The sequence below is a fragment of the Acetobacterium tundrae genome, from assembly GCF_008086615.1.
GTDB lineage: Bacteria > Bacillota > Clostridia > Eubacteriales > Eubacteriaceae > Acetobacterium > Acetobacterium tundrae.
Map to the genome: position 1 here is coordinate 100077 of NZ_RXYB01000006.1, position 15623 is coordinate 115699.

The following is a 15623-nucleotide window of genomic DNA, read 5'->3' on the forward strand; positions in this document are numbered from 1 at the left end:
TTTAGTTTCATAAAAATATTGGCGTGAATAGTGAGGGTATCGCACTTTTTCCGATACCAAGAATTACGCATCAAATATGATGTAAGATCGACCTGTTACGAGAGTAGCAGGTTCTTTTGATTTTACAATAAAATTTACTGATGAGGTTAACGAATAGATGATTACAAAAGAAGAAATTGAAAAGAAAATTACGGAATATCCGATCTTTGAGTATGCATTTTTTGATCCCGCTGAACTCAATTTTCATCAGGCGGTGAGAACTATCTGTAAAAATGAATGTCCGCAATATGGCAAATCATGGTCTTGTCCTCCGGCGGTTGGAACACTAGATGAATGTAAAGGTCGGTGTACAAGTTACGATCACGCCTTTATTTTCAGCACCATATCTGAAGTCAGCGACATTCTCAATATGGACGAAATGCTTTCAACCAGAGAAGAACATATTCAGATTGTAAACCAAATAAAGAAAAATGTTTTTAGTGAAAATGACGATATCCTTATCCTCACGGCAGAATCGTGTGCCATATGTGACAAATGTGCATATCCGGATGAAGCCTGTCGGCATTTAGATAAAATGTATCCCTGTATTGAAAGCCAGACAATCAGTGTGACAGACATATGTGAAAAGCATAACCTGTCATTTTTCAATGGTTATAACGTCGTTACCTGGTTTGGCATGATCCTATTTTAGGCCATTAGATAGTGTGGCATTATTAGATTTTCATTATGCAGGAAGATACTCATACTTGTTTGTCAACAGTAATAATAGATCATTGAGATATGTTTTATCGTAAGGTATAATTTAAACATAAAATACAATTAAGAGGTGACCTGTAGTGGCGGGAAATGTTGTAGAGCTGGCGGACAATCTGATGCGGATTTTGGCAATCATTACTTTTCTTGGTATTGCTTTAACGCAAGTGAGCAAGCGGATACATATACCCGATGTCGTGCTGTACATTGCGGCGGGTATCATTGTGGGACCAACGGTTTTGAACATCATCGATTTTAGTGAATACGCGGTAATCAATCAGCTGATTTTATCATTTGGTGCGGCATACATACTGTTTGACGGCGGAAGAGAAATTGAGCTCAAAGTATTAAATGAAGTAAAGGTAACCATCGGGCTGTTGGCGACTGTCGGTGTGCTTATTTCTGCAGTTGTTACCGGCTTCTTTGCCTGGAAGATACTCAATATTGATTTTATCTATGCATTGCTGCTGGGTGCGGTCATTGCATCAACAGATCCTTCGGTGCTGGTGCCTTTGTTTAAAAACATGAACATCAGCCCTAAATTGAAGCAGACCATCATATCGGAATCTGCATTCAATGATGCCGCGGGAGCAATCATTACTTTTGCCATCGTTGGAATAGCGGCGGGTGGCGGCTTTTCCGTTGGAGGAAGCCTTCTGGATCTGCTGAAGACGGCCGGCGGCGGCGTATTAGTTGGGGCAATCATCGGTTATGTTGGAAACATGCTTGTCTGTGAAGGCAAATTCGGACGGTTCCGGGGATTTACGGCTGAGATGGCGATAGCTTCTGTTTTGGCGGCTTATGTCTTGTCAGAGTCGATTGGAGTCAGCGGCTTTATGGCAGCCTTCACCGTCGGTATGATCTGCGGAAACAAGCACATGTTCAACCTTAAGGCGCATGAAGAGGGTCATGAGAAGCATGAAAAATTCAAGGATGTGACGATATCCCTATTAAGGATGCTGATCTTCATGCTGCTGGGAATTCAAATGAATTTCGTGATCATTTCACAGTATTGGGGGCAAGCTTTACTAGTAATTCTGGCATTTGTATTCCTGGCAAGACCAATCTCAGTTCTCCTCACAGTGCCGTTAGACCGAAAAGCAAAGTGGAATATCAGGGAAATCGCCTATTTGTGTTGGACAAGAGAAACGGGCGTTATTCCCGCCGCATTGGCAGGCATGCTGATCACTATGAATATTCCAAATGCCCAGCTGATATCCGCGGTTACTTCGATCGCTATTATTATCACTTTAACATTTCAGGCGAGCACGGCAAAATATTTTGCCAGGGTGCTGAAACTTGAGGTTGAATCGAAAAAATAAAATAAAGTCATATTATCAATATCAGTTCATCATAAGCAATCAATAGCCAAAACTGTGGCATGAAAAAAGCGCAGTTCTGGCTATCTTTTTTTGTTGAGATATACATGAAAAATTAACAAATAAACAATAGACAAAGTTACCAAAATAGAATAAAATGAAAAAAATAAATTAATTATGTCTTTAAAGGGAGCACTAAAAACAAAGAATACAATTGGGAGGCAAATATTGAAAACGATTAATCTGAAGCTGATGCTTATTCATAGAGGAACGCGAACCCATTCAATCACTCAAATTGAGCCCATTGGCCATATGTCATTAGCTGAAATGATGGCCAGCAAAGGTATTGAAGTTGCCGTGTTTTCTGGAGAACTGTTAAGAGGACTGGAATTTCTCAAAACTGCTGGTTGTGATGTAAATACAGTAGTGGCTTTGTATTGCGATTATGAAAACCAGTCAGCAGTTGAGAGCTTTTCACAGGAAATAAAAAAGAAATATGGTGCCTATGTTTTTGTTGGCGGTCCCCAGACAGTTGGCTTAGGTGAAGGCTTTTTAAGAACCAGCCAGGCAGACGGCATTGCCAGAGGGGAAGGCGAGTATTCCCTCTACGAGATTATCAGAAATATTGAAAACGAAGACGAAGAAAATTGGGAAAAGATTCCAGGAATGTGTTCATTCAGAAAAGACGGAACCTATTATGATAATGGTATTTATCCGGCTATCGAGAATTTAGACGAACTACCGATTATTACAGGCAAAATTAAATCCTCCCAGCATCAGGGAATTAATCATATGGCAGTCATGTCAGGACGAGGGTGTCCTTTCCACTGCTCTTTTTGTTATGAGGGTGCAAACAGTAAAAATGTCAGGCGTCGCAGTGTGGAAAGCGTGATGAAGGAAATACGCTGTCGGCTTTCACAGAATCCCAACGTGAAATACATCTTTTTCGGAGATGATACGTTTACTTTGGATAAAAAAAGGGTAAAGGATTTCTGTGAGCAACTCAGAGACTTAAGAAAAGAACATGATTTTGTTTGGTTTGCCGATGCCCATGTGAATATCGTCTATAAATATCCGGAAATTGTAAAAATGATGGTTGACGCTGGCCTGGTCCGGATGCAAATAGGCATTGAGAGCTGTAATCAACATATCATCGATATTTATAATAAAAAAATAAAACGAGAGGATCTTTTCAAGGTCATTGAAATCTGCAAAGAGGCTGGGTTGCCCCAGCTGGTGGGCAATATCATCATTGGAGGGGCTCTGGAGACAAGGGAAACCCTGGATTATACTTTCAATACAGTCAATGAAATGATCAGAGCCGGCCGGGGAATGGTGGAGGTGGTCAGCACCTTTTATATGCCTTTTCCAGAAACCGCTATGTCAAAGAATCCAGAGGCTTTTGGAATTTTCGTGAAAGATGAAAAAGCCTTGACGTCAGTAGGTGATTTTCCTGTGATTGAAACTGAAACGCTTAGTATCGAGGAAATCTGTGCTGCCAGAAATGAATTTTTCGAAGAAAATATCAAGCTCATGCGAAAAATGCTCAGTGATGGAGAAATTCCCGACGAGGTGATTCTTGAGAGCTATGCACTCAGTGAAAAATATAGCCTTAGCGGTATGTGGCAGGGACTGGCATATTCCCGTTATCCTTATTTCGATGCCCAATATAAGGCCCGAATCCGGGGCGATAAACTCATCAAAGACTATGACTCAGAATCAGTTTTTGAGACCCATCCCCAGCGCATTGCGCTGCTGTCCCTGACACCAGAGCTGGCAGCTGAAATTCCGGTTCTAAACGGATTTGTTTACTCACCCTTTGAATTCGAGGTGCTAACATATACTTCAGGCAAGCTGACCATGAACGAAATGGCAAAACTACTCTTTAAAAAACATGAACAGAACTTTGAAAATTTACAGGAATTTAAACTCTATCTCCTGGAGACCATCAAAAAACTGGAATCCGTGGGAATGTGTGTATTGTCAGGATCCCTAAAAGCGAAAGACGAAGATAAAGAATGGGTGAAACAGGAGAAAATAGTGGAAAGTACAGTGAAAAACAAGGTCATCCTTTTTAAATTATCAACCATTGGTATGGAAATTGCCGGCTTCAGCAGAAATGGCGCTTTCCTGGGGATCTATGGACTGGCGAGCTATCTTGATTCAAAAGGGTATGATGCCACGGTATGCGAATGCCGTCCGGACCAGACCATCGATTTTCTGAAAAAATTTAATCGGGAGGAAGTCTGCGGGATTGGTTTTTCGGTTGACTTTGAAAACAAACATGTGGCCAAAAAAGTAAGTGCCACCGTTACCGAAACGTTTAACATTCCCGTGCTCATTGGCGGGCCTGAAGCTATTTCTCTGGATGAAGATTATCTCAGACAGTCAAAGGCATGTGCCATTGTTCGTGGCGAGGGCGAACTGGCGATGGTGGCGGTTCTGGATGCTTTAAAAGAAAACAAGAATCTGGATGAGATTCCTGGAATTTTCTATATCAATGAGAAAAATGAATGCATCGACCGGGGGGAAGGTCCGGTTATTGAGAACCTCGACGATCTGCCCTTCCCAGCCTATGATAAAAGCATGACTCCCATCGATTACTCCAGTCTTTATCTGATGAGCAGCCGGGGATGCCCATACCACTGCGTTTTTTGCCATGAAGGTGCCTTGAAACGGCCCATGCGTCAGCGCAGTGTGGCAAACGTCATAGCAGAAATGCGTCATTTTCTGCTTAAATATCCGGAACTCAATTATTTTAACTTCTGTGATGACACGCTGGTCACCAATCCCAAGTGGCTGGATGATTTCTGCCGAGAGGCAAAGGCCCTTCAAGCAATTAAACCCTTTCAGTTCTATTGTGAAGCCGATGTAGCATCTTTAAGCAGACGGCCGGAAGTGTTAAAAGTTATGGTAGACGCTGGCCTCAACCGTCTTCAAATTGGTATTGAGTCGGCGGATAAGGACATGCTGAAGATATACCGGAAAAATATATCCCCAGAAATGGTGGAAACGGTTGTTAAAGCAGCCTATGATGCCGGAGTTCAGCAGGTTTTTGGAGCCCTGTTGGTTGGGGGACCCTTTGAAAACCGTGAACACATTGAAAAAAACAAGGCTTTTGGTGCTAAACTGCTGCGTCTGGGTCCGGGAATGATGGAAATTGCTCCCAGTATTGTGATGCCCTATCCCATGACCGATATCGGTCTGCATCCTGAAAAATATGGGTTAACTATCTACGATGAACAGGGTCTTGGCTCCATTTCTGATTATCCGATTATGGATAGTGAAACAATGGACCGCCGGGAAATTATGGGAGCCTATCAGGAATACCTCCAAAGCTTTGTAGATGAGGTTAAAATCATGCTCAATAACGGGGAGTTAAGTCATGAGGTTATTTTAAGATGTTATAAAAAATCAATGGGATCCAGAGGTCCCAAATACTGGATTAATATAATTTCCCATCACAAACCAACTTTAACCGCCTATTACACGATGCTGGCAAGAGAATCAGCCAGCCGAATTATCGATGTGGATCCGGCGGAGCTGTCCAACTGGCGACCACAGCGGATGATAGAAATGTGGCGGGATGTTGATTTTTCCGAGGGCTACCCGGTTTTGTGGGGAGAAGCACTATCTCCGTTTGAATATGAAGTGATGAAATACTGTACCGGCAAAAGTACCATTAAAACCGTTGCTGAAATACTCTTTGACCGATTTGGAAAACCCTTTGGAGAAAATTTTGATGAATTTATGGAACGACTGATTGAAACGTTGAAAGTTTTTGATAAAAAATATTGGCTTCTTGTTGTTCCGTTTTAGAAAATGGGTAAGAAAATGAAGATACTCCTTTGTAATGTATCAAAAAAATACGAAACAAATGCTCATGATTATGTTGGGTTGTTTTATTTGGCTGGGGTTCTTGAAAGAGAAGGATTTGAACCACTGGTTTTTCATGGAGACCCTGAAAAACTCATCGGTGAGATTGAAAAAAATGAGCCCGATGCAGTGGGCTTCTCCTGTGACTTTGACAATGTTCAACTGATTGCCGACCTGGCAAAAAAGATAAAAGATAAGTGGAACATCCCCATCATTGTTGGCGGTCCCCAAAGTATTGGGCTAAAAAAAGATTTTTTGGAAAAAAGTAACGTGGACTATATTTTAAGAGGTGAAGGTGAAGTATCATTGCCTAAACTTTTGGATGCTATTTTAAAGCCCCAGGGTGATTTAAGCGGTATCAAAGGATTGGCCACGATCAAAGATGACATTTTTGTTGAAACAGAGTCGCCTGAAATTATTGAAGATCTGGATAGTCTGCCGTTACCGGCCTATCATTGTTCCCTCCATAAAAATCATCCCTACGGCAAGTTGATTTTTACCGGCAGAGGCTGTCCCTATCAATGCGCCTACTGTGCTCCCAGTCCCGGAAAACAGAAAGTTCGGCTCAGAAGCATGCCATTGGTGCTGGAAGAAATCCGACTTAATTTAAATAACAATCCCGGTTTAAACTATATTATTATCATGGATGATACCTTTACGATTAACCGACAGCGGATTGAAGAATTCTGCGAAGGTATGAAGGAAATCAGAAAAAAACGTGATGTTGTCTGGTATTGTGAATGCCATGTGGGTCGAATAAAAGATTGGATGGATATCCTCCCAACCATGATCGAGGCTGGACTCATCCGTCTTCAAATTGGGATTGAGTCCGGGGATCAAAAAGTCATCGACCAATATAACAAGCATGTGAACATAGCGGACATCATTGAATTTGTTACTTATGCTGCAGATACTGGTCTCACCCAGATTGCCACCAACTTTATTGTGGGAGGACCTGAAGAGAAAGCCGGATCCACGGCAAAACTTATCGAAACGCTGATGAATCAGGCCCCGGGTGTGATTGACATCATCACCGGATTTTTAAGAGCTTATCCGGGAACACAGATACTTGAAAATCCGGAAAAATTCAATTTACAACTGCATGATGAAGAGGGCTGCCTTTGTGGTGATGACTACCCCTTTGTAACACCAAAGGGAAAAAATCAGGATCAGGTTATGAAAGACCGACAGGAATTAAATAAGGTCATTAGACAAAGTATGCAAAAGAAAATAAAAAACCATGACCTAAAAGAAGCGGTAGTGATGAAACAGTTTAAAGCCGCGTTGAACTATGGAATCAGAAGCCGATGGTTTGAGGAAATTTCCGCCAATCCAAGAGCCTATGAATACTACTATGTGTTTTACTTAAATGAAGGACAAGCCTTTGAAGAATCACTGGATTTCTTCAGAGATTATCCCCAAAGAACTTTTGAATTATGGCGCACGATGACATTCACCCAGGGGTTTCCTATATTAGATGGCATGGCTCTTTCGCCTTTGGAATATGAGTTGATTTTACGTTGTGCCGGAAAAAGAAGCCTGGGAGATATTAAAACCGAACTTTATTCAAAATTTGGAACCGCTTATAAAAATCAGGCAGAATTTCATGGAAAATTTGTTGATATTTTATATCAATTTAATTTTAAATATTGGCTGACTCATTTCACGATTTAGCCAAAATACTTTGGAAAGGAGGAATAATATGAGTATTGATGGTGCAAGAGCATTGGCTGCAAAAGTATTAACAGATGAAGCATTGGCAAAACAAATTAATAATGCTAAAACAGAAGCAGAATTTGACGCGATTGTTACAAAATTGGGTTACACCGTTAAAGCAGACGAATTTAAGGCTGCTTTTAAAGAAGCAAAAGAGAAACAACCAATTAGTGATGATCAATTGGATCAGGCTGCCGGCGGTTTAAGTATTGTAGGTGTGGATTACGCATTTACAGCAACCCAAACAGCAAGAATGTCATAAAAAAAGAAGGGGATTTTCCCCTTCGAAGTACTGACTGAGAAAGTTGCAGTCAGCAGTTCAAGGGGGATAGGTGGAAGATGGAACTATTATTGATCAAATCACATCGCTATGTCAGCGGCTATATTCCGGGGAGCAACCTGGGAATGAATATATTGACTCAATTATTAACGAATAAAGGCTATGAGGTCCAGATGTTTCAGGGCTATGCAAAAGAAGCCATGAATTACGTCAAAGAATTGATGGAAAAAGAAGACAAACCCAAAATCATTGGCTTTTACTGCGACTTCAACAACATTCATTGGGTGACAATTTTTGCTAAAGAAGTGAAGAAGCTTTTTCCGGAAGTTTCTTTATTGGCGGGAGGGCCTCAGACTGCGGGGATGGATGCCGGATTTTTAAAAGAAGCATCCATAGAAGCCGCTTGTATTGGAGAGGGTGAAGAAACCATTCTGGAATTAATGGATTTTTTCATCGAGCAAAAAGGAGCGCTGAAAGACATCCGGGGGATTATTTTTCGGGATGAAGAAGGAAAATTGGTGGAAACCGAGCCTAGAAAGCCGCCAGAAGACCTAGACGATATTCCCTGGCCGGATATAACCCTGACCAACGACTATAAATATTACGGACTGCTACCCATCTTAACCGGACGGGGCTGTCCCTTTGGGTGTACCTTCTGTTATGAAGGGGCCAATGCCAAGCGGGTGCGCCGTCACTCGGTTCCTTCACTGATGAAGGAGATTCGGGAGAATTTTGAGCGAAATCCGGCCATTAACTATATTAATTTTTTAGATGATACCTTTACCTTAGATAATAAACGGGTTAATCAGATTTGCGATGAAATAAAAAAAATCAGAGCAGACTATGACTTTGTATGGTTTGCCAGCGCTCATATTTCAACCATCGACAAGCATCGGGATATGGCTAAGAATCTGGCGGATGCCGGTTTAAAGAAGATCTTTTTTGGCCTGGAATCGGGAAGTGATCAGGTCTTAAAAAGCTACAACAAAAAAATCACCCGAAAAATGGCAGTGAATGTGATTAATCATTGCGTTGAATCGGGCATTCATGGCATTTCCGGCAACATTATTATCGGAGGTCCCCATGAAACCCGGGAAACCATTCAAGAATCCGAAGACTTAATTATGGAACTTCTCTACGATGCCCCGGGACAATTCGAAACCGCCTATTTTTCATTTCTACCCTATCCCAAAACGCCGATCACCCTTAACCCGGAGAAATTTGGGATGGAAATTTATGAGGAGCTGATTGACTGCTGCAATGAAGATATTCCGCTTTCCAGAACAGCACAGCTGGATTTTACTGATCTGACAAATATTCGGTTGCAGGCTAATAAGCGGCTCCAGAATGAAATGCGCAGAATTTATTTTGACGGAAAAATTCCCGAAGCAGTGATTCTGGATTCCTACCGATTAGGTCGGGAATACGGCGTTTTTACGCGATGGAATGATTATGTCTATAAAAATATTCCCATTGATGATGCCTACTGGAAAATGCGCGCTTCGGATGAGTATGTTTTAAATGATCAATTGGGAAAAGCTGAAGAAGCGGCTATTGTTCATCGAACTTTTGAATTATGGTTGTATACGGATGTGAGCGGAGAAAAACCAAAGATTTTTGACAAGACTCTGGATGAAACTGACTATACGCTATTGAAGCTGTGCAATGGAAGGCTTTCAAAAAAAGAAGTGCTGCGTCAGGGCAGAAAGAATCTCGATCCGCAGGGGCAGAATCTTAATTTCTATACGGAAGCAGAGCGATCCCTGGATAAAATGGAGGGAAATAAGTGGATTTTATATCGAAAACCATAAAAGAAAAACCCAAAGTTTTACTCATCTATACCCAGCGAATGATCAGAGGCCGGACCTTTGAAATGATTGAAAATCTGGGAATTTTAACCCTGGCGGCCCAACTCAATGCCCATGGTTTTGATGCGAACGCCTATACCGGGATTACCACCGACACGGTGAAAACCATCGAGAAAATGAAAGACAATCTCTTTGCAATCTGTTTTTATTGTGATTTTGACAATCAATCGGCGGTGGCGTCGATGATTAAATACCTGAAGAGCCACTATGACTTTTATGTTGTGCTGGGAGGTCCCCATACCCGTCATATGACAGCAACAGATTTAGATGTTTACCAAGCGGATGCCATTATAAAAGGGGAAGGAGAAGAAACCCTTCTCAAGTGGCTAAACGGAAAAGTTACAGGCGGCGAAGCGGCTGTTCCGGGAGAAATAAGATCGGGTGAAAAAGCAGATTATGTTCAGATAAATGATTTTTCAAAATACGAATTGCCGTGTAATGAGGATGTCTTGGATTATCGGGAAATGCCGCTTCTATCAGTGATTACAGCCAGAGGCTGTCCCTACCGCTGCGCTTTCTGTTTTGAAGGGGGCAATTCGAAAAAATTGAGGATGCGTCCGGTTGAGGATGTGTTAGAAGAAATCGAACAGCGCTTGTCAAACAGTCACCGACCACGGTATCTATTTTTCACCGATGATACCCTGACGACGGATACTGATAGGTTGAAGTTGCTCCTGGCTGGATTAAGAGAGCTTCGAAAAAAGCATGATTTTGTATGGTTTTGCGAAGGGCATCCCGGATTTCTGGTGAAGCATCCGGAATTGATCCGGGAGATGATCGACTCAGGCATGGTTCGCATGCAGATCGGCATGGAATCGGGAGTGGCAGAAGTACTGAAGGCCTATGGCAAACAAGCAAAACCGGAGGATATCAAAAAAGTGGTGGAAATCTGTTATGAGGAAGGACTGCCCCAGTTAACCGGAAATTATATCATTGGCGGTGCCTTTGAAACAGAAGAAACCCTTAAAGAGACAACAAAAGCAGTTCTGGAACTTTTGAATTTAGCACCGGGACTCCTGGATTTATCAACAACCTTTATCATGCCGTTGCCGGGAACAAAAATTTATAATCATCCCGAAGATTTTCGGATTGTGCTGGAGGACCGTGACTATATCACATCCTTTGAGGATTTTCCGGTAAATCATACATGGGGACTTTCGTTGCCAGAAGTCTGCATGGGTCGTTCCCGTTTTATTACAAAAATTTCCCAAAGAATGAAGGAACAGTTTGAAAAAGGGCTTATCCCAAAAGAACGGATCAAGCAGGATTTTCAACTGGCTCTAAAATATGGCATTGCAGGAGGATACTTTAAATATATCTATGCTAAAAATATAGTGATGTTTCATTACTATTCAAAACTCATTGAATATGATGGCCTTTTAAAAGAATGGTATGAATTAAGTAAAGCAGAAAAAGACAACTGGATCATTCAAAAAATCCCTGCTTTTTCAATGCTGGATATAAAGGCCGTGAATCAGATCGAGCTGGACATACTTAAGTATTCAGGAAGATTTTCTGTAAAAGAGATGTCGCACAAACTGAAGCTGTCTTCCGAGAACATGAATAAGTTGTTGACGAAAATGAGTGACCATTATCTGATTCTATTTTCTGAGTTTATTTAGGAGAGCGTTATGAAAAAATATCTAATGATACTATCAGTTATGCTAATATGTGGGATGATCTGCTGCGGATGTACCGGTAAAACGTCGGACACCGGGACCCTGTCAGTGGATGCCATTTATCCATTTTCTGAAGATTACGGGGCGACATTTGCCAACGGCCTGAAGCTGGCAGCCAGTGAAATCAATGAACAGGGAGGTATCCTGAATAGAAATATTGAAGTAAATTATGTTAATGACGGAGATAACACTAATACGGCTGTTGAAGTGGCCACAATGGTGGCGGGAAATGATGACTTTCCCATTGTGATCGGTCATCGAAGCACTGATGATGTGCTGAAAGTGGCCAGTATTTATCAGCGGAATAATAAAATCCTTTTTTCACCCATAATCGCCACTTCGAAAATAAATCTTTCAGGAAACGAGGGGGCCTATCTTTGTGCTCCTTCAGAAAATTCCATGGCTAATGAAATGGTTCAGAGTATAGTTGCCCAAGGTATCAGCAAGGTAGTGTTTGTTCATAGTCCTGGCAATACCTATGGAAAAGATTATATGCAGAGTTTCGAAGAATATGCCACGGCGGCAGGAATTGAAATTGTGGATGCCGTTTCCTATCTGCCAAATCTTGATTATTTCAGGTATTACGTGAAAAAATGGGATAGCCTCGGGGCACAGGCCATTGTATCCGCTTGTACTGAGAATGATATTACCACCCTGTTTAATGATTTGGATAAAACCGGAAATACCCGACCAATTTATATCAGTTATGATATTGAAATCCAATCTTATACGATTCCCCAAAGTACGAAAAATCTTATCCAGGTGACCAGTTATTTCGACAATAACGCTCAAGCAGGTCCTCAGGCTGATTTCATAAAGGCTTACAAAAGTGCTTTTGGGACAGACCCTGATTTACCGGCTGCACAGGCCTATTTTGCTTTGCATCTAGCGGCAGATGCTGCAAACAAGGCCCAGAGTCTTGATGTGGAAGAGATAAAAAAAGTTTTGGCAGATAACAGTTTTGATACTCTTTATGGTACCGTAAGCTTCGATAAACGGCTTGTCAGTGGTATTCCGGTATTCCAAAAGACCTATGTCGGAAATCAATTGGTGAAAAACAACAAGCCGACTGTGGGAGGACAAAGCAGTGAGTAAATCCATCTTTCAAAAAAAAGAAGATAAAAGCACAAAGAAAAATGAGCAGGCGGCATTAATGACGGTTATCGGTCCTAAAAATTTGCTCATTTTATTGGGAATTCTGATTTTTTTAATCGGCGTGGTTATTTTTTCAGTCACCGTACCCATAAAAATCACAACAACCATGGCTGCAACAATAGCCTATGGAGAAGGTGCAGTTGGAGTAGTGGGTCAAAATGAAGGCGTTTTGACAGAAATTACTGTTTCCGAAGGCGATTATGTCAATAAAGGGGATTTGCTGGGTGTGGTTACAATGGAGAGCCTGGGATCTGAATTTTCCACAGGGATTGGGTTGACGGACGAAGAAAAAAGCAAAGTCAAACGTCAAACCATGATTTATGCAACGGAAAGTGGCGTTGTTGAAGAACTTAACTATCAGGAAGGCGAAACGCTGCAAAAAAACGCGGTTTTCTGCCAGATTGAAAAAACAGAAGGTGAAAACACCCCATCGGTTATTATTGCCTATTCCACTTATGAAGCGGCTCAGACCATTCAGTCGGGAGATGCGGTTTATATCGCACTTGAAACAGCGCCTACTGCCGAATATGGATATTTAAAAGGGGTTGTTCGAAATGTTCAAATTAACAAGGCGACTGAAAATGTTCAGAATCCTCTTCAAATGAAAATTATTATCGATCCGAAGGTTGATGATAAAGGAACTTATATATGGACAAAAGACAACAATGGTTTTAATGGACAAATAAAAATAGGAACATCCTGTCAAACAACCATTTTCACAGATAAATATTATCTGATTAATTTGATTATCTCCTAGAAAGGCGGAAAGGACTCATGACGAATCAAGAACACAAGAAAAGTCGGGATGAGAAACAAAAACTGCCTAAAGTAGCGAAAGTGCCGGTAGTACTGCAAATGGAGGCTGTCGAATGCGGGGTGGCATCTCTTTCCATGATTTTAGCCTATTATGGTAGATATGAAACGTTGGAAACGCTGCGTATTGATTGTGGTGTTTCCAGAGACGGTGTAAAAGCCGGAAACATTGCCAGAACGGCCCGGCTTTATGGCTTAGAGGCCCAGGGATTTGTATGTACGGTGGATAAATTAAAGGATATGGAAATGCCATTGATTATTCACTGGGACTACAGCCACTTTGTTGTTTTGGAAGGATTTAAAAACGATAAGGTCTATTTATGCGACCCGGCTTCAGGAAAGCGAGTGATTTCCCAGGAAGAACTGGGAAAAATGTTTACTGGGGTGGTCATCGAATCACGTCCGGGCGAAGAATTCACTAAGTCGGGAGAAAAACCGGTTGTATGGAAAGCACTGTTTAAAAGGCTTTCTCAAAGCGGTATTTCGCCATTGATCTATGTTTTAATTATCGGGGTTTTATTGGTTATTCCAGGTTTAGTGATTGCAAATTATGCGAAAATATTTGTGGACTATTATTTAAGTAACTCGGAGCTGTTTGATATTTCGATTTTTATCGGTATTTTATTGTATACGGTGATCCTCCAGGCGATTCTCAACTGGTTAAAAGAAAATGCTTTGGTGCGAATGGAAAACTATATCGCCATCAACAGTGCCGGAGACTATCTGCGTCATGTGCTGAGACTTCCGGTGGAGTTTTTCAACCAGCGGCAATCCGGTGACATCAACAGCCGAATGCAGAGCATCAATACGATTGCAACAGCTTTATCCAGCAATTTGGCGCGTATACTGGTTAATCTAGTCACCGCGGTGCTATATTTAATCCTTTTATTTCAATATAATGTTCCGTTAACTTTAATCGGTATCATCATTACTGCCGTTAATATTGTGCTGCTCCAGTATACGGCTAAAAAAAATGCCGACAACAACCGGGTACTGCTCCAGTATCAGGGAAAATCCATTGGCTGGATCATGGTGAATCTGAAATCAATTGAAACGATTAAGTCGATTGGAGAGGAAGACAATTTCTTCACGCGGATTGCGGGACTCAGTGCCGAAACACTGGCGGTGGAACAGCGTATGGGGGGAATGGAAGCCATTATATCGGTACTGCCAACCCTGCTGACAAGCATCCTGACAGCTTTGATATTTATGTTTGGGGGTGAATTTGTTTTAATGGGAACGATGACCATTGGTACATTTGTCGCATTTAACACCCTGATGGCAGGATTTACCCAGCCGATGAGTGAATTGGTCAGCACCAGTGCCGCGTTACAGGGGATGATCGCCGACATTCAACGGCTGGATGATGTTGAAAAATATCCGGAAGATATTGCTCTGGAAACGGAAAAAATTTCTCTGGACGGTTTTGACTGCGATCAGCTGGATGGGGAAATCGAGTTAATAAATATGACTTTTGGTTATAACCGTTTATCAAAACCGATCATAAAAGACCTGAATTTAAAACTAAAAGCAGGGGGCTCCATTGCTTTAGTGGGGTCATCCGGCAGCGGAAAATCAACGATTGCAAAAACCATTACCACGCTCTATCAACCGTGGAGCGGGGAAATACTCATTGACGGCATTAACATTAAAGATATTCCCGCGGAGCTGAGATACAACACCATGAGTTCCGTAGATCAGGAAATCGTGATGTATTCGGCGACGGTTTTGGATAATATCACCATGTGGGATGAAACCATTCCAGTGGCGGATGTAATACAGGCCACAAAAGATGCCTGTATTTATGAAGATATTCTGGCACTGCCCAATGCCTTTGAATATGTTTTAAGTGAAGGGGGGAAAAACTTGAGTGGTGGGCAGCGGCAGCGGCTTGAGATTGCTCGGGCATTGTGCAAAAATCCGCGGATATTGATTATGGATGAAGCCACCAGCGCCCTGGATACAGCAACGGAAGCCCAGGTTAGTGAGAATATTAAAAAAAGAGGAATCAGCACCATTCTGGTGGCACATCGATTGTCAACGATTCGCGATTGTGATGAAATCATTGTTTTAAGCGGCGGAGAAGTGGCGGAAAGAGGAACCCATGACGAACTGCTGGCACTGGGCGGTGAGTATGCAAATCTCATTAGAACCGAGGGATAGA

10 protein-coding genes are annotated in these 15623 nt (G+C 41.8%); all 10 read left to right on the forward strand.

Annotated elements, in window-relative coordinates; all coding sequences use genetic code 11:
* Positions 1–157 precede the first annotated feature (157 nt).
* The 10 genes from FZC40_RS06895 (at position 158) to FZC40_RS06940 (ending at position 15622) form a co-directional block, all read left to right on the forward strand.
* Positions 158–691 (forward strand): DUF2284 domain-containing protein, encoded by a 534-nt coding sequence (locus FZC40_RS06895; protein ID WP_207724245.1) that lies wholly within the window; start codon positions 158–160, stop codon positions 689–691.
* Positions 692–836: 145 nt separating this feature from the next.
* Positions 837–2075 (forward strand): cation:proton antiporter, encoded by a 1239-nt coding sequence (locus FZC40_RS06900; protein WP_186843716.1) that lies wholly within the window; start codon positions 837–839, stop codon positions 2073–2075.
* Between the two features lie 225 nt (positions 2076–2300).
* On the forward strand, positions 2301–5891 hold the full coding sequence (locus FZC40_RS06905) for a B12-binding domain-containing radical SAM protein (RefSeq protein ID WP_186843717.1): 3591 nt from the start codon (positions 2301–2303) through the stop codon (positions 5889–5891).
* Between the two features lie 15 nt (positions 5892–5906).
* A complete protein-coding gene (locus FZC40_RS06910) occupies positions 5907–7622 on the forward strand; it encodes a B12-binding domain-containing radical SAM protein (protein WP_186843718.1) in 1716 nt (571 codons plus the stop codon).
* 28 nt (positions 7623–7650) lie between these two features.
* On the forward strand, positions 7651–7926 hold the full coding sequence (locus tag FZC40_RS06915; protein WP_148603174.1) for a Nif11-like leader peptide family natural product precursor: 276 nt from the start codon (positions 7651–7653) through the stop codon (positions 7924–7926).
* 77 nt (positions 7927–8003) lie between these two features.
* A complete protein-coding gene (locus FZC40_RS06920; protein ID WP_148603175.1) occupies positions 8004–9755 on the forward strand; it encodes a B12-binding domain-containing radical SAM protein in 1752 nt (583 codons plus the stop codon).
* Entirely contained in the window at positions 9731–11434 is a 1704-nt protein-coding gene (locus FZC40_RS06925) for a B12-binding domain-containing radical SAM protein (protein ID WP_148603176.1), read from the forward strand. Before FZC40_RS06920 ends, FZC40_RS06925 begins: the two co-directional genes overlap by 25 nt.
* 9 nt (positions 11435–11443) lie before the next feature.
* Entirely contained in the window at positions 11444–12586 is a 1143-nt protein-coding gene (locus FZC40_RS06930; protein ID WP_148603177.1) for an ABC transporter substrate-binding protein, read from the forward strand.
* The gene (locus tag FZC40_RS06935) at positions 12579–13403 is read left to right on the forward strand and encodes an HlyD family efflux transporter periplasmic adaptor subunit (protein ID WP_148603178.1); all 825 of its coding nucleotides are present in this window, start codon (positions 12579–12581) and stop codon (positions 13401–13403) included. The genes FZC40_RS06930 and FZC40_RS06935 overlap by 8 nt, the downstream gene beginning before the upstream one ends.
* 17 nt (positions 13404–13420) lie before the next feature.
* On the forward strand, positions 13421–15622 hold the full coding sequence (locus tag FZC40_RS06940) for an NHLP family bacteriocin export ABC transporter peptidase/permease/ATPase subunit (protein ID WP_148603179.1): 2202 nt from the start codon (positions 13421–13423) through the stop codon (positions 15620–15622).
* The last annotated feature ends 1 nt before the right edge of the window (position 15623 follow it).

Coding starts and splice junctions, on each gene's coding strand:
- FZC40_RS06895 (WP_207724245.1), top strand. CDS start 158: ATGATTACAAAAGAAGAAATTGAAAAGAAAATTACGGAATATCCGATC.
- FZC40_RS06910 (WP_186843718.1), top strand. CDS start 5,907: ATGAAGATACTCCTTTGTAATGTATCAAAAAAATACGAAACAAATGCT.
- FZC40_RS06915 (WP_148603174.1), top strand. CDS start 7,651: ATGAGTATTGATGGTGCAAGAGCATTGGCTGCAAAAGTATTAACAGAT.
- FZC40_RS06920 (WP_148603175.1), top strand. CDS start 8,004: ATGGAACTATTATTGATCAAATCACATCGCTATGTCAGCGGCTATATT.
- FZC40_RS06930 (WP_148603177.1), top strand. CDS start 11,444: ATGAAAAAATATCTAATGATACTATCAGTTATGCTAATATGTGGGATG.
- FZC40_RS06940 (WP_148603179.1), top strand. CDS start 13,421: ATGACGAATCAAGAACACAAGAAAAGTCGGGATGAGAAACAAAAACTG.